This is a genomic window from Chitinimonas koreensis (assembly GCF_014353015.1).
Lineage (GTDB): Bacteria > Pseudomonadota > Gammaproteobacteria > Burkholderiales > Chitinimonadaceae > Chitinimonas > Chitinimonas koreensis.
Map to the genome: position 1 here is coordinate 3,129,364 of NZ_CP060704.1, position 17,818 is coordinate 3,147,181.

Here is a 17,818-nt window from a genome sequence, read left to right on the forward strand (position 1 = left end):
GAAAACCCGGCGTGGCGGGCGGCGCGGCCATATAACGCAAACCGTGGTTTTGCGTCGTTTATTGTGTGAATTTAAATGATAATGCTTCTCATTATTCTAATCAATAAGATCGGGGCCATGGGCGCCTGCATGGATGCGCCGCTGGCCGGCATCTGCAGGAGATCCAGGAGTGAATGGGGCGTGCTTCGTCGCGCGTCACGGCGACCTGACAACTCTGACCAAGCCATCGCATGGCGCAGCCATCAACGCCAGCCGCGTGCCCCGGCCGCGCGCGGGCAAAACCGGGCGGGAAGGCATAGGATGGAATCGTCGCGCCCTTCCCTACCGCACCGTATGACCACCGATCCCACACCTGATGGCGCCGCCGGTCTCCGCGTCCTGCTGCTCGAGGACAATGCGGTCAACCGGATGGTTCTGCAGCGTCTGCTGGATCGCGCCGGCGCCACCGCCTGCAACGCCGCCAGCCTCGACGAGGCGCGCGCGCTGCTGGCCTCGCCGCAAGCGTTCGACTGCGCCCTGCTCGACCGCCGCCTGCCCGACGGCGACAGCGCCGACCTGCTCCCGCTATTGCGCCGCCACGGCGTGGCGCGCCTGGTAGCGATGACCTTCGTCGACCGCCCGGCCGACCGGGCCGCCCTGCTCGAACTGGGATTCGACGATGTGCTGCCCAAACCGGTGACGGCCGCCGCGCTGCGCGCCGCGCTGGCCGGCCAGGCGCCGCCCGCCGCGGCAACCGGTGCGGACGCTCAGCCGGTAACCGGCCCGGCAGCGGCCTCGCCGGACTGGTCTGCGCGGGTCGAGCGGCTGCGGCAGCATCACGCCGCCGGCCGGCTGGCCGAGTTGCGGGCCGAAGTGGAGGCCGGCTTGGGCGAGGCCGACCGCCACGGCGCGGCAGCCGGCCGCGGCCTGCGGGCGCTGGCGCTGCTGCTGGCGGCCGGGACGCCCGATCCGCTGCGGCTGGCGCTGCTGCTGGACGGGCTCGACGCCCCGACTTGATGCCGGACTGGAATTGGAGAAGAGCGGGCCGCCGCCGTCAGGCCGCGGCCCTTTGCATATCCGTGCCGACCGGATAGAGGCAGAGCCGCAGGCAGGCTTCCGGCTCGGGCAGGCAGACCGCCTGGAAATCGCGCCCCGCCAGCCAGCACGGCGTGCACAGCGGCAGCCGCTGGCGCGCCACCGTGCCGGCCAGTTGCCGCAGCGGCGCGGCCCATGGCGCATCGAGCAGCCGGCCGGCCAGCGTCTCGCCGCCGGGCAGCAGCCGGCAGGCCTGGTCGTTGAGCGTCAGCACGCGGCAATCGGACGACAGCTGCAAGATCGCGGCCGGCAGGATGGCCGGCTCGGCGCCGCCGCCGCGCGGCGGCCCGGGCCGGAAACCGTCCTGGCGCAGCAGCAGTTCGAGCCGCTCGAAGGCGGCGGCGATCTGCATGCGCAGCTGGTCGTTGTTCCACGGCTTGCTGAGGAATTTCCACACCGTGCCGCGATCGGCCGCCTCGATCAGCTGGTCGATCCCGCCGTAGCCGGTCAGGATCAGCCGGACGGTATCGGGAAAGCGGCGCTCGACCTCGGCCAGGAAGGTGGTGCCGTCCATCTGCGGCATGCGCTGGTCGGACAGCACCACCGCCACCGGGTCGGCCTGCAGCAGGGCCAGCCCGGCCTCGCCCGACGGCGCGGTGCGGATGCGGTAGCCGTCGTAGCGGAACAGCCGCGCCAGCGAAGACAACATGCTCGGCTCGTCGTCGACGAGGATCAGGACGCGTTCCGGTACGGGCTGGGCCATGATGCGTGCTCGCGCTGCGGGGTGAAGGCGGGCGGCGTACAGGCGGGCCTGCAGACCGTCGATTCGGCCGACCGTCGCGGGACGAGGGGACCGATGCCTATTGTCCGGATCGGGCGCAAGCGCGGAACTGGTGCGAACACCGGGACGACCGGTGCGGCCCCTGGTGATTCACCCGGGTGGGTGGCGGCGCGAAGGCGCCGGCGCTGCGGCCTTCAGGCCCGCTCGCCCGATGCCAGCGCGGCCGAATAACCGGCCGGTGCGGGCAAGCGCCAGGCCTGCGTCGCCCGGCAGTCGGCGCCGTGCAGCGACAGCGCATAGCGGCCGTCGGCCAGCGGCAGCGCCGTCAGCGCCGGCAGCAATTCGCCGATGCCGACGCCCCAGGCCTTGAGCACCGCCTCCTTGCCCGACCAGATGTCGTAGAACGCCGCCAGCTCGGCGCCGCCGCGGCAATGCCGCTGCTCGGCCGCGGTGAAAATCTCGCCGGCCAGGCCGGTGAGCGAGCGGCTGGCGTCGTGGCGTTCGAGGTCGATGCCGACCGGCTGCGACTCGGCCAGCGCGATCAGCGCGTGGCCGCCGGCATGCGAGACGTTGAAATGCGGCAGCTCGCCGCCGGCCAGGCCCGGCTTGCCGTGCGGCCCGGCCTGGAACTGGATGGCCGCCGGCGGCCGGCCCAGCCGCTCGCCGAGCAGGCGCCGCAGCGTCAGCCGGGTCAGCGCGAAGCGCACGCGGTCGGCCTGGCGGTAGTAGCGCGCCGCCTGGGCACGCTCGGCCGCGTCGAGACCGTCGAGCTGGCTGCGGCTCAGCTCGGCCGCGAGGTCGAAGCTCAGCCGCCACACCGCCACGCCCGCCCCCGTCCGCCCGTCGAGCGCGACCGGTTCGAGCGCGGCCAGCCCGTTCATGCCTTCGCCGCGGCCTCGGCCGCGCGCACGCGCTGGCGGCGGCTCTCGGCCACGCACATGCCGCTGGCGACCGAAACGTTGAGGCTCTCGACCGTGCCGAACATCGGGATGTTGACCAGCACGTCGCAGTGCTCGCGCGTGAGCCGGCGCATGCCGTGGCCCTCGGCACCCATCACCCAGGCCAGCGGCCCGGTCTGGTCGAAGTGGAACAGGTCGGTGTCGGCGTCCATGTCGGTGCCGGCGATCCAGATGCCGGCGTCCTTGATGTCGCGCAGCGTGCGGGCCAGGTTGGTCACCACGATGTAGGGCAGCACCTCGGCCGCGCCGCAGGCCACCTTGGAGACGGTGGCGGTGATGCCGACCGACTTGTCCTTCGGCGCGATCACCGCGTGCACGCCCATCGCGTCGGCCACCCGCAGGCAGGCGCCGAGGTTGTGCGGATCGGTGACGCCGTCGAGCACCAGCAGCAGCGGCGGTTCGGCCAGGTCTTCGAGCACGTCCTCGAGCGACATGAAGGTCTTGTTGGCGTCGATCACGGCCGCCACGCCCTGGTGGCGCTGGTGGCCGGCCAGGCCGTCGAGCCGGGCCGGATCGGCCGGGATCACGCGGCGGCCCTGCCGCTCGGCCAGCTTGAGCAGCTCGGCCATGCGTGGATCGTGGCGGCCGCGCGCGACGTAGAGCTCGAGCACGCTGTCGGGCAGGCGGGCCAGGCGGGCGGTGACGGCATGGAAGCCGTGCAGGATGCGTTTGTTGGACATGGATGAACCGGGTTCGATTTCGATTGTTGGTGCGGACCGGGCCATTGTAGGTCGGGCATAAAGCCCGACCTACGAAGTCGACCGCTGCTACAGCGTATGTTCGACCAGCAGCTGCAGGCTGCGCCGCCCCTGCCACTCGTTGACCGACAGCTGGTACACCGCCTCGATCATATCCGCCAGGGGCTCGGCATGCTGGAAGCGCATCGCTTCGAACAACTGGCCGCCCGGCCCTTCGAGCTGCAGCTTCAGGTGCTTCTCGCCGACCACGCGCTGGCTGCGCACGCGGAAACGGCCGACGAAGCTCGGCACCGGGAAGCCCTGGCCCCAGACGCGGCGGTCGAGCCGTTCGGCCAGCTCGATGTTCATCGCCAGCGGGTCGAGCTCGCCGTCGACCTCGATGGTTCGGGTCAGCGCGGTCTCGCTCATCGACTGGCGGCAGACCGCCTCGAAGGCGGCGCGGAAGCGCTCCACCCCGGCCGGATCGGCCAGCGTCAGGCCGGCCGCCATGGCGTGGCCGCCGAACTTGGCGATCAGGCCGGGCTCGCGCTTGCTGACCAGGTCGAGCGCGTCGCGCAGGTGCAGGCCGGCGATCGAGCGGCCCGAGCCCTTGACCTCGCCTTCCATGCCGCTGGCGAACACGATGGTCGGCCGGTGGTGGCGATCCTTGAGCCGGCTGGCGACCAGGCCGACCACGCCCTGGTGGAACTCGGGGTCGAACACCGTCAGGCCATAGCAGTCGCCGACCGCGATGGCGTCGAGCTTGGCCTGGGCGATGTCCTGCATCTCGGCCTCGATGCCGCGCCGCTCGCGGTTGAGCCGGTCGAGCTCGCGCGCCATGTCGAGCGCCGCGCCGGCATCGTCGGCCAGCAGGCAGGCGATGCCCAGGCTCATGTCGTCGAGCCGGCCGGCGGCGTTGAGGCGCGGGCCGAGCATGAAGCCGAGGTCGAAGGCGCTGGCGCGGCGCGGCTCGCGGCCGGCCGCCTGGAACAGCGCCAGCAGGCCCGGCTGGGCGCGGCCGGCGCGCATGCGGCGCAGGCCCTGCTCGACCAGGATGCGGTTGTTGCCGTCGAGCCGCACCACGTCGGCCACGGTACCGAGCGCGACCAGGTCCAGGAGGTCGGCCAGGTTCGGCTCGGGCCGGCTGGCGAAGGCGTCGCGGCTGCGCAGTTCGGCCCGCAGCGCCAGCAGCGTGTAGAACATCACGCCGCAGCCGGCCAGGTGCTTGCTGGCGAACGTGCAGCCGGGCTGGTTCGGGTTGACGATCAGCGCCTCGGGCAGCGCGTCGCCGGGCAGGTGGTGGTCGGTGACCAGCACCTCGATGCCGAGCGCACGGGCGCGCTCCACCCGGCCACGCTGGCGATGCCGTTGTCGACGGTGACGATCAGCGCCGGCTTGTGCGTCGCGGCCAGCTCGACGATCTCGGGCGTGAGGCCGTAGCCGTATTCGAAGCGGTTGGGCACGATGAAGTCGACCACCGCGCCCATGGCGCCGAGGCCGCGCAGCGCCACGGCGCAGGCGGTCGCGCCGTCGGCGTCGTAGTCGGCCACCACCAGGATGCGCTCCTGCCGCGCGATCGCGTCGGCCAGTCGCCGCGCCGCAGCCTCGATGCCCTTGAGGCCGGCCGCCGGCAGCAGGTGCTTGAACTCGGTCTCCAGCTCGGCCGGATCGGCGATGCCGCGCGCCGCGTAGACGCGCGCCTCGACCGGGTGCAGGCCGGCGGCGAGCAGTGCACGCTCGGCGTCGGGAGGAATGGAGCGATTGAGGATACGCATGAGCCTTGTGAAACTTGATTGCTTTGGATCGGATTCGACGGTCGGCGCATGCGCCCGGGAAACCCGGGCGCTGGCCATGGGTTCGGGCTGAAGCAGCGGCTCACCCTCGATTCATCCCCGCCGGCGGGGAGCCTCGCTACGCTCGCCGGCGCATCGGATCAGCGGATTCGCAACTCGACGGCCGGCAAGGCGGCTCAAGCGGGGACGGCCGGCGCGGGCTCGGCCAGCAGCCGGGACGGCTCGGCCGGACGGCGCCAGAACTTCCAGCGCGCAGCCGGCTCGAGCCGCGCCGCCAGCGTCTGGCCCTCGCCGGGCAGCAGCAGCTCGCAGGCCGGCAGCGCGCCGCCGCGCCAGGCCGCCAGCAAGGGCACGAACCAGGCCGCTTCGAGCCGTTCGAACTCGGCGCGCCAGCCGTTCAGGTCGCCGTTGCGCACGAAGCGCTCCAGCGTATCGAGCCAGACCAGGCCATCGGCGCGGCCGGCGTCGAAACCGGCCGGCAAGGCGGCCATCTCGACCCCGGCGGCGCAGGCCAGGCCGCGCGCCAGCGGCGCATCGGCCCACAGCCGTGGCCAGGGCCGGGCCAGGCCGCTTGGCGCGGCGCCTTCGCCCAGGGCCAGACCGAATTGACCGGCAGCAGGCCGCGCGCTTCGCGCGCATCGTTGACCGGGTGGCTGTAGAGGTACATCTGGATTTCGTTGAGCAAACGATGCCAGCGCAGCGCATCGGGCCCGGCCGGCAGGCAGGGCCGGATGTCGTGCCCGGCGGCCTCGGCCAGCGGCGTGGTGGCGATCGCCGCCGGCTCGGCCAGCCGCAGGTACCAGCGCGTCGGCGTGGCGGCGAGGAAATGCAGGCCGTCGGCGGCGTACAGCGCATTGAGGCCGGCCACCAGCTGGGCGGCCTCGCCGGCGTCGAGGTCGAAGGCGCTGGCGTCGAACAGCAGCGCGCGGTCGCGGTCGGGCCGCAGGTGGACCGGGTCGGCACGCAGCCAGTGGCCGGCCGGCGCATCGGGCGCATCGACCGCCAGCGTCAATGCGGCGGCCGAGACCTCGGCGGCGCCGAAGCGCTCGCGCAACCATCGCTCGGCCGGCCGGCCCGGCTGCGCCGCGCGCTCGGCGCGGCCCAGCAGCGAGGCCAGGGCCGGCAGGCGCAGGTCGGACAGGGGATCGAAACCGAACTGGCGCACGAAACGTGCGCCGGGGATGACCAGCGTAAGCATCAGACCGACAGCTTGCCGTCGTTCGGCGGCGACGGCGGCGGCGCGCCGGGCACCGGGGTGGCGACCCGCTCGGCGCGGTAGAACACGCAATCGGCGCCGATCTCGTGCTGCGAGATCACTCGGAACACCAGGTCGCCCTCGCGGGTACCGGGCGCGCCGTAGCTCTTGCCGATCTCGAGTTCGGCCTTGCCGACGATCAGCAGGTGATGGTTCTCGTTGAGGGCCTCGGGCCGCAGGTAGAGGCCGAGCAGATTGTCCCAGGCCTGCTGGTCGGTCACCCGCTCCCAGTTGGACACCCGGGCCTGCCGCGTCAGCCGGATCGACTCGGGATTGCGGCCGAGCAGCTGCACGCCGGCCATCATCTCGCCGTGGTTGCGCGCCACCGCGCGCCGCACGATGCCGAGCCGCCAGTTGGTGTCCTTGTCGGTCTTCACGCCCATCAGGAGGCCCAGCCGCAGCCAGCCGGTGTGCTTGACCAGCTTGAGGCCGATGCCGGTCGCGCTGACGTCCTCGACCATGGCGCGCTCGACCGTGCTCTCCACCGTCTTGACGGTGCTCTGCTGGGTGGCCTGCACCACCATGCGGCGCACGGTGTTGAAGTCATAGCAGATCATCAGCGAACCGTTGACCGTCTTGCGCTCGGCCATCCGCTTCACTTCGCGGCCGCTCCAGCGGTTCTTCAGGTGGCGGATCACCGCCAGCACCTCGGCCGGGTTGATGCGGCCGTCGGGGTCCATCTTCTGCGGCACCTTGCCCTGGGTCGCGATCAGGGTCTCCAGCGCCATCAGTTCCTGCAGGCTCTGCTCCAGGCCGTAGAACAGGCCCTTGCCCTCGGCCTTGAGCTGCGAGGGCATGCGGGTCAGCACGGTGGGCGGATTGTCGTCGTCGCTGGCCTGGCCGAACGGCGTCTGGGAAGTGTGCTCGTCGCTGATGCGGATGAAGCTGGCGAGGCTGTCGGCGATGCGGTCGGCGATCAGCAGCTGGCGGCCCTGCAGGTCCGGCGTCAGCGTGCGCGACAGCAGCACCAGGTGGGCCAGCTGGCGCTGCAGCCGGCCGGCCTCGCCGTCGGGCCGGGCGATCTTCTGCGTCAGCGAGCCGCCCAGGCCGAGCGCGAATTCGGTGGCGGGACGGATCTCGAACCACGGCAGCCGATCGATCTTGGGCTCGCGCACGAAGCGCACCACGTGGTCGCGGCCGATCCAGTACAGCCAGTTGGCGACGGCAGCCTGCACCAGCGGCGCGTTGTTGGACTTGCGCGCGGTCTCCACCATCTCGCGCCGAAGCGCCTCGGTATAGGTATGCAGAATGGTGGCGCAGAACGGCACCGTGGTCTGCAGCAGCAGGTTCATGCGGGCGTGGTTGGTATGCGCCTCGATCATGCCGGCGAGCGCAGCCTCGACGATGGCGCGCAGGTCGGCGTCGATCGCCCGCAGCACGGCCAGGCCGTCCTGGCGGTTGGCCGCCCGACTGTTCTCGTGATGCAGCCATTCGCCGATCGACTGCATGGCCTGCACCGGTGCCAGCGTCCGCGCGCTCGACACCGTCTCCACGGCTTTTTCCAGCCGCGATTCACGGCCGAAAACAAAGAGTTTTTTTAATGTCCCGATCATCTCGCCGATTATTGCCTTATGCCTATACCGCCTGGGTCAGGCGGCCATTTTAACCATTTAGACGCACGACCATCGCGCTTGTTACGCATCATTTGCAATTTAGGTATTAACGCCGCCGCCGGGACGGCCCGGAACACCGCGCCGGCTTTGGTTCGCAGCGGCCGTGTGGCACACTGCGCCCTCCCCGTTCCATAAGCCCGTCCAGTGAAATCATTCGAGTGGCTGATCGGCCTGCGCTATACCCGCGCCAAGCGCCGCAACGGCTTCATATCCTTTATCTCCGCCGCATCGATGGTCGGCATCGCGCTCGGCGTGATGGCGCTGATCACCGTGCTGTCGGTGATGAACGGCTTCCAGCGCGAGATCCGCGGCCGCATCCTCGAGGTCGCCTCGCACGTCCAGGTCACCGGCCGCGACAACCGCCTGGGCGAATGGCAGGCGGTGGCCGCCGAGCTGGCCGCCGACCCGACCGTCAAGGCCACCGCGCCCTACGTGCAGGCGCAGGGCTTGCTGTCGTTCGACGGCAACGTGTCGGGCGCGCTGGTGCGCGGCATCGTGCCGGCGCGCGAGGACGCGGTGGCCGGCCTCGGCCGCCACATGGCGGCCGGCCGGCTCGACGCGCTCCGGCCCGGCGAATTCGGCATCGTGCTGGGCCAGGAGCTGGCCCGCTCGATCGGCGCCACGCTGGGCCAGAAGGTCACGCTGATCACGCCGCAGGGCAATATGAGCCCGGCCGGGCTGATGCCGCGCATGAAGACCTTCACCGTGGTCGGCATCTTCCGCATCGACATGTACCAGTACGACGCCGGCCTCGCGCTGATCGAACTGGCGGACGCGCAGAAGCTCTACCGGCTGGGCGAGGACGTCAGCGGCGTGCGGCTGGCGATCGCCGATCCGCTCGACGCGCCCAATGCGCGGCTGCGGCTGGCGCAGGGCAATCCGCGGCCGCTGTGGTTCAGCGACTGGACCATGGAGAACGCCAACTACTTCCGCGCGGTGCAGATCGAGAAGCGCATGATGTTCCTGATCCTCACGCTGATCGTCGGCATCGCGGCCTTCAACCTGGTGTCGAGCCTGGTCATGACGGTCACCGACAAGCAGGCCGACATCGCCATCCTGCGCACGCTGGGCGCCTCGCCGGCCAGCATCCTCAAGATCTTCGTGATCCAGGGCGCCACCATCGGCATCGTCGGCACGCTGGCCGGCGTGCTCGGCGGCGTGCTGCTGGCCAGCAACGTCGGCGCGGTGGTCGGCTTCTTCGAGCGGCTGGCCGGCGTGCAGATCCTGTCGCCGCAGGTCTACTACATCTCCGAACTGCCGAGCGAGGTGCTGGCCGGCGACGTCGGCTTCATCGGCGCGGTGTCGCTGGTGCTGGCCTTCCTCGCCACGCTCTACCCGAGCTGGCGCGCTTCGCGCATCAACCCGGCGGAGGCGCTGCGCTATGAGTGAATTCATCCTCGACGCCCGCGGCCTCGCCAAGACCTATCCCGACCTCGACGTGCCGGTGCTCGACGGCGTCAGCCTCACGGTGGCGCGCGGCGAGAAGCTGGCCATCGTCGGCGCCTCCGGCTCGGGCAAGAGCACGCTGCTGCACCTCCTGGGCACGCTCGACAAGCCCAGCCGCGGCAGCCTGGCGCTGGCCGGCCAGGATCCGTTCAAGCTCGGCGAGGCCGCCCGCGGCGCGCTGCGCAACAAGCTGCTCGGCTTCGTCTATCAGTTCCACCACCTGCTGCCCGAGTTCACCGCGGTCGAGAATGTCGCGATGCCGCTGCTGATCCGCCGCATGAACCGCGCCGAAGCCGAACGGCAGGCGGCCGCCATGCTCGAGCAGGTCGGCCTCGGCCACCGGCTGCGCCACAAGCCGGGCGAGCTGTCGGGCGGCGAGCGCCAGCGCGCCGCCATCGCCCGCGCGCTGGTCACCGGCCCGGCCTGCCTGCTGGCCGACGAGCCGACCGGCAATCTCGACCGCCACACCGCCCACGCGGTCTACGAGCTGATGCTGGAACTGAACGACCGGCTCGGCACCGCGCTGGTCATCGTCACCCACGACCCGGAGCTGGCGGCGCGCACCGGGCGGGTGCTGACGCTGGCGGACGGGCGGCTGGTCTGAGGCCGGCGTCGCCGGCGCCCGAAACTTCCTTGTAGGAGCGGCTTCAGCCGCGAATGGTCGAGCCGGCACGTCGGCACGATTCGCGGCTGAAGCCGCTCCTACGCTCACGCTCATCGATCGCAACCACCATGCACAAGCTCGTCATCCAGGCGCCCGAGATCGCCACCCAGAACCTCAAGCGGCTGGCCCAGCTGGCCGGCGCGACCGACATCGCCGCGGTGCGCCCGGGCGAGCTGGCCCATCAGGCCTTCAAGCTGACGCCGGCCGATCCGGCCAGCCGCGGCGCGGTCGCCGCCTTCTGCGCCGAGGCCGGCTACGACCATGCCTTCCTGCCGCACGACGCACGGCTGGCCGACATCGGCCTGATCGTGATGGACATGGATTCGACGCTGATCACCATCGAATGCATCGACGAGATCGCCGACCTGCAGGGCATCAAGCCGCAGGTGGCGGCGATCACCGAGCGCTCGATGCGCGGCGAGCTCGACTTCCGCCAGAGCCTGACCGAGCGCGTCGCGCTGCTGGCCGGGCTGGACGAATCGGCGCTGGGCCGCGTCTACGACGAGCGGCTGGCGCTGATGCCGGGCGCCGAGACGCTGCTGCGCACGGCCCAGGCGGCCGGCATCCGCACGCTGCTGATCTCGGGCGGCTTCACCTTCTTCACCGACCGGCTGGAAAAGCGGCTCGGGCTGACCCGCACCATCGCCAACCGGCTCGAGATCGTCGACGGCAAGCTGACCGGCCGCATCCTCGGCGACATCGTCGACGCCCAGCGCAAGGCCGACGAACTGGCCAAGATGCGCGAGGAACTCGGCCTGCGCCCCGAGCAGGTGATCGCGCTGGGCGACGGCGCCAACGACCTGCCGATGCTGGCGGCGGCCGGCTACGGCATCGCCTGCCACGCCAAGCCGCTGGTCAAGGCGCAGGCGCCGTATGCGCTCGATGCGAGCGGGCTCGACGCGGTACTGGCTTATTTCGACTGAGGTCAGCCGCACCGCCCGCACAAGTAATTTTGCACTGCAACAAAAACCGAGGCGATCCGTCATACGACGGATCGCCTCGATGTTTTACCACTCGCCAGAATCAAGCCGCGTAGAGCATTTATTCTGAAATTCGGCCTTCCGACGCGATCTTCGTTTTGTTGTTGCAACGCACAAAACTACATCCCACAATGCCAATTGCATCCATAAGATGCATCACGCAAAGGAGCGTCCATCATGATCCTCATCCCCGCCCTGGCCCTCCCGCTGCTGCGCGAAATCGAAAGCCTGTTCGACCGCAGCCCCCGCCCGTCCGACGATCTGCCGGCCGAGTTCCGCCAGGAAGCGCATGGCGACGGCCTGAGCCTGACCGCCAGCTACGCGCCGGCGCAAGGCGCGCCGGTCTACGTCCAGGCCGAGTACCGCTGATTCAGTCCGCCAGGAAGTCCACCACCCGCCGCGCCACCTCGGCCGGCGCGTCGTGGTGCAGGTTGTGGCCGCTGCAGGCCACCACGGCGTAGTCCAGATCGGCGAAGCAGGCGCGCCGCAGGGCGAACTGCTCGGCCGACTCGCCCAGCCATTTCAGCAGCCGCGCCTCGTCGCCGGCCAGCCATAGCGTGCGTGCGCTCACGCGGCGCCAGCAGGCCATCGCCTCCTCCAGCCGGTACAGCACCGGATTCACCCATTTATGACGAGGGTCGCCGCGCAGCCGCGCGCCGCCGGCCTCTACGTGCGCCAGTTCGCCGGCCAGCCAGGCCGCCTTGTCGGCCGGCAGCCGCGGATCGTTGGCGCGCAGCTTGGCGATTAGTGCGGCCGGGTCGGCGAAGCTGCGCTCCGACGCGCCGGCACGCAGCTGGTCGAGCCAGCGCCGGTAGCGCTCGGGCGCCTGCGCCGGCTGCGCCGCCGGCAGGCCGAAGCCTTCCAGCGACACGTAGTGGCCGACCCGCTCGGGCCGGATGCCGGCATACAGGCCGGCCACGATGCCGCCCATGCTGTGGCCGACCAGCGCTACCGGGCCGTCCGGCACCAGCCGGTCGAGCAAGGCGTCGAGATCGGCCAGGTAGTCGGGGAAGTAATAGGAATCGGCCGCCCAGCCGCTGTCGCCGAAGCCGCGCCAGTCCGGCGCGATCAGCGCGCAGTCGCGCAGCGCCGCCGGCGCCGCGTCGACCATGAACTGGAAGCTCGCGGCGCAATCCATCCAGCCGTGCAGCAGCAGGACCGGCCGGCCGTCGGCGCGCCCCCAGCGCAAGACGCGGTGGTCGAGGCCGCGCAGGCGCACGACGGTCGATTCGGCGGGATGGACGGGGCGATAGCGGTCGGACTCGGACAAGCGGTTCTCCCAATGCAAAGTGCCCGCCGTAAGGCGGGCACGATTCGTTCGACGTCCGGCACGGCCGGCCGGCGACCAGGTGGCCGGCACTCGGGCGGCCGGAAGTCAGGCGGCCTGCGTCTGCAGCATGTCGATCATGTCGCTGACCGCGCGCTCCACCGACGGCGTGCTGTCGATCATATTGGCATCGCCGCGCTTGAACAGCGCGATCAGCTCGACCAGCGTGAACTCCAGCCCGTTCTCGCCCTGGCGGTTGGTGAACAGGTAACGGCTCTTGCGCGGGCTGACCCAGGCCAGCTTGGCGCGCATGCTCGAACCGTCGTCCTGGCGGAACTCGACCCAGGCGCCGCGCTTGAGCTGGTTGGCGACCACGTCGTCGTAGTCGCGGTACTTGTCGAGGCCGCTGTCCCAGTTGGTGTCGGTCACCTCGAAGGCGCCGGTCAGCGAGCCGATATCGAGCTTGGGCAGGTCGGACAGATCGACCGGCGCCGGAATCGGGGTCGGCGCGGCCGCGCCCGGCATCTCGAGCGGGGCCAGCACCGGGGCGGCCGGCGCCGGCATGGGGCCAGGCCCGACATCGCGACGGAGGCGGTCATCGTCGGCACGGCCGGCGGCGGCTCGGCCTGGCGCAGGCCGCTCTTGATCGCGTTGGCGTGGCAGTGCACCAGCTCGGAGAAGAAGGCCTCGCGCTCGGTGCGCTCGAGCCCGGCCTCCTCGGTGGCGCGTTCGAGTTTCTTCAACAGGCGCGGCAGCACGTTGACCAGCCGCAGCCGCTCTTCCACGCCGACCTTGGGCGCCACGCTCCAGATCAGGTCGTCCATCGCCTTGACCGCATCGCCCCAGGCGTCGGGCCGCTGTTCGTTCTCCAGCGCTGCGCGCTGCAGCACCGAGCGCCACTGGCGCGACAGGAAATCGCGGATCAGCTGCGGCGCGTCCGCCGCGCCGGCCAGCTTCTGGCTCACCGCCAGCTCGGCCTGGCGCGCCGCCAGCTCGGCCTTCTCGGCCGCGATCATCTCGGCGGCGGCGGCCTCGGCGCTCGATGCCGAGCGCAGTTCTTCCTCGGCCAGGAACTGCTCGAGGTCGGCCAGCGAGGTTTCGAAGATCGGCAGGTTCTCGTCGAAGTCCTTCACGATGTGTTCGACGATCGAGGCGATCTTGCGGTACAGCCGGTCGTCCAGGCCGTCGGCCTCGTCCCAGCCCAGCGCGGCCTGCGCCAGCGCGTCGAGCAGCCGGCGGGTCGGGTGCTGCTTGCGGGCGAAGAACTTGCTGTCGAGCATCGCCACCTTGAGCACCGGGATCTGCAGCCGGCCGATCAGCGCCTTCATCGGCGCCGGGATGTTGCGGTCGTCGAACAGGTTGTCGAACAGCATCGCCACGATATCGATGGTCATCGCATCGACGTGACCGAGCGAGTCGGCCAGGCTGGTGGTCTTGATCTGGTGCAGCACGTTGCCGCTGCCGGTGCTCAGCGCATGCGCGTCGAGCTCGCCCGGGTCGGCCAGCGCGCCGTCGATGCGGCCCTGTTGCAGCTGGTTCAGCGCGTCGAGGAAACTCTGGCCCACGCTGGTGATGAACATCGGCGCCGGGCTGGCGGCCGCGGCATTGAGCGCTTGCGCGGCGGCGAGGCCGGCATCGGCCATCGATGCGCCGGTCGCGGCACCGGCGGCCGGCGCGGCGGCCTGTCCTTGCGGCAGCGCCTGCATGGCCTGGTTGAAGGCCAGCAGCTGCTGCAGCGTGGTGATCAGCTCGTGTTCGTTGCCGACCGCGTAGGCCGGCAGCTCGCTGGTTGCGCCGGCACCGGCCGGGGCGAAGCCGCCCGCGCCGTAGCCCAGTTGCGAGGCGTAGTTCTGCACGCCGTAGCCCTGGCCGCCGAAGCCCATCTGGGCGGCGAGGCCGGCAGCCTGCGCCATGTCGGCGGCGCCCGGCATCCCGCCCGGCATCTCGCCTTGCGGCGCCGCCGGCTGCTGGCCCTGGCGCGGCGGAGCGCTCGGCGCACGCCGGCGCAAGCCGGCCTTGGGCAGCACCGGCAGGATGTTGCGCTCGACCAGGAAGCGGTTGAGGTTCTGGTAGACGTCGGGGACGTTCTCGGCCGCCATCTGCTCGAACTGGCGCAGTACCAGCAGGCGCACGTTGAGATCGGATTCGAGCTTGAGGCAGGCGCTGCGGAACGCTTCGACCACCGACTGCGGGCTCAGCGGATTGTCCTCGCGGCTGGCCTCGGGCAGCTGCATCAGGTGGCCGATGCGGTAGTTCAGCGCATTGAGTTCGTCGCCGAGCTTGTTCTTGAGCTTGCTGGCGATATTGGTGACGGCGAGGTCTTCCTCGTAGTCGTCGTGGCCGACCAGCGAGAGTTCGAGCTTGTCGAGGTCGAGCTTGTCGAAGCGGTCGGTGTCGCGCTTGCGGTCGCCGCTGACCATGATGTCGAAGCCTTCAACGAAGCGGCGGCGGAATTCCATCTCCAGGTCGGCGCGCTTCTGCTGGGCCTGGCCGCGCGCTTCCATGTAGAGATTGTAGGTATCGCGGTCGAGCGCCTTGTCGGCGAGCTCGAACAGCGACTCTTCGATCTTGTCGAGCATGGTCGAGAGCGATTTCGATAGCAGGTCGGCCGCGAGATCGCGGCACGACGACAACATCGAGGCGTTTTCCGGCTTCTTGCTCATCGTGTTCGGACGGCTGCCGCTCGGGGGTCGCTGCATGGACGGCCCTGCTGTGAAATCCGCAAATTTGTTCTGTTCGGCTGCACTCATCGCCCTGGTCTCCGCATGGCACGGCCCGGCACAGCCACCATCCATGGTAGCACCGCCGGGCTGGAGCACGCGCCGCGTTGGCTGGTCCTATCGCGATTGGATCACCGCCGTTTTCCGATCCATCACAATGGAATATAAGGGCATGTTAATTTTTTGTTCAGCTCGCCGTCAACTCTGCGAGAAACCGCCTCAACTCATCGACACAAGCTATTGATTCACATAGAACACCAGCAAATCATCAATTAATGACATAAACATAAATGACCATCGCAAACCTGTGGATAACCGAGGCCGACGCCGTCAATTTTGCCAAGGACAAAATCGCGCCGCCCCGGCATTCAGCGATGCGAGCGTAACCAGTCGAGTACCAGCGGGTAGACCTCCTGCTCGGCCTGCGCGTGCGTGAGCATGTCGACGTGGCCGTAATCGCGGCCCAGGCCGCCGCGCCGCGCGAGCAGGCGGATCGCGTGCGGGTGCGGCCCCGATTCGGCGGCGAAGCGGCGCACGTCGCGCTCGTGGCCGCGCACCGGGTCGTTGCCGCCGACCAGGTAGAGCGTCGGCGGCAGGCCGCCCTGGCGCAGCGCGGCCGCATAGTCGAAGCCGTCGTCGCCATCGACCCAGCCGCGCTCGCGCACCCAGCGCTGGCTCTGGCGCAGGCTCTTGGCGGTCTCGTCGTCAGCGCCCATGCCCAGCCGCGCGGCCGGCAGGTAGCCGTCGCGGCGCAGCCACAGATTGGCGGCGCGGTTCCAGAACAGCTCGATCTCGTACAGCCGGCGCCAGTTCCATACCCGGATGCTGCGCTTGCTGCCGAGGTAGACGCTCGAACGCACGCGCACCGCCCAGTCCGGCCGCCGCGCCAGCATCGACGACAGCAGCACCCCGCCCAGGAATGCGCCACCAGGTGCAGCGCGACCGATTCGCCGCGCAGGCGGACGATCTCGGCCAGCGCGGCCGGCAGGTCGTCGCGGATGCTCTCGGTCTGGCCGTGGCGCGCGCGGCGGTCGATCTTGGGCAGCGAGGCGCCGCGGCCGCGCAGGTCGAGCACGTAGACATCGTAGCCGCGGCGCGCCAGCCACGGCCCCAGGCCCTTGCCGCGCTCGCTGTAGAAGGTGCGCGCGTTGGCGATGGCGCCGTGCACCATCAACACGGCCGGACTGCCGGGACCTGGACCATCCAGGCCGGCGTGGATGCGGCGCAGGTGCAGCCGGTCGGGCTGGCCGGCGATGACGGCCGGCGGCGGCGCATCGAAGAACAGCGAAGCTTGTTGCGGCAGGTCGGGATCGGATGGGGTCGTCACGGCGGGAGCGGAGAAAGGAATCGAGGGCGGACGAATTCTAACAAGCGCTTGATTTTATCAGTTGAGGCCTGTCGGCGCCCTGCTCCACCCGATCGCCGATTCAACCGGCCGGCCCGGCCGCCTGCGCGAACGGCGCACGCTCGCCGAGTTCGTCGAGGTATTGCCCCACGCCCTGCCCTTCGCGCTGCAGGTAGCGCGATACCGCCTGGGCCAGCGCCGGCTGCGCCAGCCAGTGGAAGGAATGCGTCTCGACCGCCTCGAAGCCGCGCGCCAGCTTGTGCTCGCCCTGCGCGCCGCCCTCGAACACCGCCAGCCCGCGCTCGATGGCGAACTCGATGCCCTGGTGGTAGCACAGCTCGAAATGCAGGTTCGGCACGTAGCGCAGCGCGCCCCAGTAGCGGCCGTACAGCCGCTCGCCGTCGAACAGGTCGAGCGCCGCGGCGATCGGCTCGCCGTCCTGACAGGCCAGCACCAGCAGACAGTGCTCACCGAGCTGCGTGCCGAGGCGCCGGAAGAAATCGAGGTTCAGATAGGGCGTCGAGCGGTGCTCGGCATAGGTGCGCTGATAGCAGCGCACGAAGAAGGCCCAGTCCTCGGCGGTGATCGCCGCGCCGGTCCTGCGCACGATCTCGACGCCGGCGTCGGCCACCCGGCGCCGTTCCTGCCGCAGCTTCTTGCGCTTGTCGCGCTGCAGCGAATCGAGGAAGTCGGCGTAATCGCGATAGCCGCGGTTGCGCCAGTGGAATTGCACGCCGCGCCGGTGCAGCATGCCGGCCGCGGCGCAGATCGCCGCCTCGTCGTCGCGCGGGAACAGGCAATGCAGGCCCGACAGGCCGGCCTCGCCGGCGAAGGCCAGCACGCCGTCGAGCAGGCCGCGCGCGGCGGCCGCATCCCGCGCCAGCAGCCGCGGCCCGGGCACCGGGCTGAACGGCACGGCAGCCAGCAACTTGGGGTAATAGTCGAGCCCGGCGCGCTCGCTGGCATCGGCCCAGGCCCAGTCGAACACGTACTCGCCCAGGAATGCTGCTTGAGATAGAGCGGCATCGCCGCGATCAGCGCGTCGCCGTCGTACAGGCCGGCATGCAGCGGCGCCCAGCCGGTCTCGCCGCCGACGCAGCCGGCCTGCTCGAGCGCATCGAGAAAGGCGTGGCGCAGGAAGGGCTGGCCCATTGAGGGCTGGCCCATTCCGGGCCGGCCCACGGGAGACTGCTCGATCAGGGACTGCCCCGCCGGCGACCGGCCGCCGGCCAGCGCATCCCACTGCGCGGCCGGTACGGCATCGATGCGTTGGTGGAAACGCAGCTCCATCGCGCCGCCCGGGG

At 70.4% G+C, this 17,818-nt stretch carries 15 protein-coding genes and 2 pseudogenes; 5 read left to right on the top strand and 12 right to left on the bottom strand.

The window, feature by feature from the left end; all coding sequences use genetic code 11:
- Positions 1-333: 333 nt before the first annotated feature.
- Positions 334-996, top strand: coding sequence for a response regulator (locus H9L41_RS13075; protein WP_028446932.1), 663 nt, complete (start codon positions 334-336; stop codon positions 994-996).
- Between the two features lie 37 nt (positions 997-1,033).
- Here H9L41_RS13075 and H9L41_RS13080 read toward each other — a convergent pair whose 3' ends face one another.
- The 7 genes and pseudogenes from H9L41_RS13080 to H9L41_RS13110 form a co-directional block, all read right to left on the bottom strand.
- Positions 1,034-1,777, bottom strand: a complete 744-nt coding sequence (locus H9L41_RS13080; protein ID WP_051319164.1) for a response regulator — start codon at positions 1,775-1,777, stop codon at positions 1,034-1,036.
- A gap of 212 nt (positions 1,778-1,989) precedes the next feature.
- Complete coding sequence (locus H9L41_RS13085) at positions 1,990-2,676, bottom strand: 4'-phosphopantetheinyl transferase family protein (RefSeq protein WP_028446931.1); 687 nt, start codon at positions 2,674-2,676, stop codon at positions 1,990-1,992.
- Entirely contained in the window at positions 2,673-3,434 is a 762-nt protein-coding gene (gene rlmB, locus H9L41_RS13090; protein ID WP_028446930.1) for a 23S rRNA (guanosine(2251)-2'-O)-methyltransferase RlmB, read from the bottom strand. Before rlmB ends, H9L41_RS13085 begins: the two co-directional genes overlap by 4 nt.
- Positions 3,435-3,521: 87 nt before the next feature.
- A pseudogene (gene recJ, locus H9L41_RS13095) lies at positions 3,522-5,206 on the bottom strand (single-stranded-DNA-specific exonuclease RecJ).
- A 194-nt stretch (positions 5,207-5,400) separates the two neighbouring features.
- Complete coding sequence (locus tag H9L41_RS13100; protein WP_187523395.1) at positions 5,401-5,640, bottom strand: hypothetical protein; 240 nt, start codon at positions 5,638-5,640, stop codon at positions 5,401-5,403.
- Complete coding sequence (locus tag H9L41_RS13105; RefSeq protein ID WP_187523396.1) at positions 5,622-6,422, bottom strand: hypothetical protein; 801 nt, start codon at positions 6,420-6,422, stop codon at positions 5,622-5,624. Before H9L41_RS13105 ends, H9L41_RS13100 begins: the two co-directional genes overlap by 19 nt.
- Complete coding sequence (locus H9L41_RS13110) at positions 6,422-7,972, bottom strand: hypothetical protein (RefSeq protein ID WP_028446928.1); 1,551 nt, start codon at positions 7,970-7,972, stop codon at positions 6,422-6,424. The genes H9L41_RS13105 and H9L41_RS13110 overlap by 1 nt, the downstream gene beginning before the upstream one ends.
- Before the next feature lie 264 nt (positions 7,973-8,236).
- Between H9L41_RS13110 and H9L41_RS13115 the strand changes: the two genes are divergently transcribed.
- The 4 genes from H9L41_RS13115 (at position 8,237) to H9L41_RS13130 (ending at position 11,551) form a co-directional block, all read left to right on the top strand.
- Positions 8,237-9,481, top strand: a complete 1,245-nt coding sequence (locus H9L41_RS13115) for a lipoprotein-releasing ABC transporter permease subunit (RefSeq protein ID WP_028446927.1) — start codon at positions 8,237-8,239, stop codon at positions 9,479-9,481.
- Entirely contained in the window at positions 9,474-10,142 is a 669-nt protein-coding gene (gene lolD, locus H9L41_RS13120) for a lipoprotein-releasing ABC transporter ATP-binding protein LolD (protein WP_028446926.1), read from the top strand. The genes H9L41_RS13115 and lolD overlap by 8 nt, the downstream gene beginning before the upstream one ends.
- A gap of 128 nt (positions 10,143-10,270) precedes the next feature.
- Positions 10,271-11,125, top strand: coding sequence for a phosphoserine phosphatase SerB (gene serB / locus H9L41_RS13125; RefSeq protein WP_028446925.1), 855 nt, complete (start codon positions 10,271-10,273; stop codon positions 11,123-11,125).
- Positions 11,126-11,359: 234 nt separating this feature from the next.
- Positions 11,360-11,551, top strand: coding sequence for a hypothetical protein (locus tag H9L41_RS13130; RefSeq protein WP_028446924.1), 192 nt, complete (start codon positions 11,360-11,362; stop codon positions 11,549-11,551).
- 1 nt (position 11,552) lies between these two features.
- Here the strand turns inward: H9L41_RS13130 and H9L41_RS13135 are convergent, their stop codons facing one another.
- The 5 genes and pseudogenes from H9L41_RS13135 to H9L41_RS13155 form a co-directional block, all read right to left on the bottom strand.
- The gene (locus tag H9L41_RS13135; RefSeq protein ID WP_028446923.1) at positions 11,553-12,452 is read right to left on the bottom strand and encodes an alpha/beta fold hydrolase; all 900 of its coding nucleotides are present in this window, start codon (positions 12,450-12,452) and stop codon (positions 11,553-11,555) included.
- Positions 12,453-12,557: 105 nt separating this feature from the next.
- Entirely contained in the window at positions 12,558-12,992 is a 435-nt protein-coding gene (locus tag H9L41_RS13140; protein WP_187523929.1) for a DUF1631 family protein, read from the bottom strand.
- Positions 12,893-15,148: a DUF1631 family protein gene (locus H9L41_RS13145; protein ID WP_187523397.1), complete on the bottom strand. Its 2,256-nt coding sequence runs from the start codon at positions 15,146-15,148 to the stop codon at positions 12,893-12,895. Before H9L41_RS13145 ends, H9L41_RS13140 begins: the two co-directional genes overlap by 100 nt.
- A gap of 289 nt (positions 15,149-15,437) precedes the next feature.
- The gene (locus tag H9L41_RS26175; protein WP_373282118.1) at positions 15,438-16,340 is read right to left on the bottom strand and encodes an alpha/beta fold hydrolase; all 903 of its coding nucleotides are present in this window, start codon (positions 16,338-16,340) and stop codon (positions 15,438-15,440) included.
- 256 nt (positions 16,341-16,596) lie between these two features.
- Positions 16,597-17,804: pseudogene (locus tag H9L41_RS13155) on the bottom strand (GNAT family N-acetyltransferase).
- Positions 17,805-17,818 lie beyond the last annotated feature (14 nt).

What these genes read in the sequence shown, in the direction of transcription:
- H9L41_RS13075 (WP_028446932.1), top strand. Translation starts at nt 334, where the DNA reads ATGACCACCGATCCCACACCTGATGGCGCCGCCGGTCTCCGCGTCCTG.
- H9L41_RS13080 (WP_051319164.1), bottom strand. Translation starts at nt 1,777, where the DNA reads ATGGCCCAGCCCGTACCGGAACGCGTCCTGATCCTCGTCGACGACGAG.
- H9L41_RS13085 (WP_028446931.1), bottom strand. Translation starts at nt 2,676, where the DNA reads ATGAACGGGCTGGCCGCGCTCGAACCGGTCGCGCTCGACGGGCGGACG.
- rlmB (WP_028446930.1), bottom strand. Translation starts at nt 3,434, where the DNA reads ATGTCCAACAAACGCATCCTGCACGGCTTCCATGCCGTCACCGCCCGC.
- H9L41_RS13105 (WP_187523396.1), bottom strand. Translation starts at nt 6,422, where the DNA reads ATGCTTACGCTGGTCATCCCCGGCGCACGTTTCGTGCGCCAGTTCGGT.
- lolD (WP_028446926.1), top strand. Translation starts at nt 9,474, where the DNA reads ATGAGTGAATTCATCCTCGACGCCCGCGGCCTCGCCAAGACCTATCCC.
- serB (WP_028446925.1), top strand. Translation starts at nt 10,271, where the DNA reads ATGCACAAGCTCGTCATCCAGGCGCCCGAGATCGCCACCCAGAACCTC.
- H9L41_RS13130 (WP_028446924.1), top strand. Translation starts at nt 11,360, where the DNA reads ATGATCCTCATCCCCGCCCTGGCCCTCCCGCTGCTGCGCGAAATCGAA.
- H9L41_RS13145 (WP_187523397.1), bottom strand. Translation starts at nt 15,148, where the DNA reads ATGCAGCGACCCCCGAGCGGCAGCCGTCCGAACACGATGAGCAAGAAG.
- H9L41_RS26175 (WP_373282118.1), bottom strand. Translation starts at nt 16,340, where the DNA reads ATGGTGCACGGCGCCATCGCCAACGCGCGCACCTTCTACAGCGAGCGC.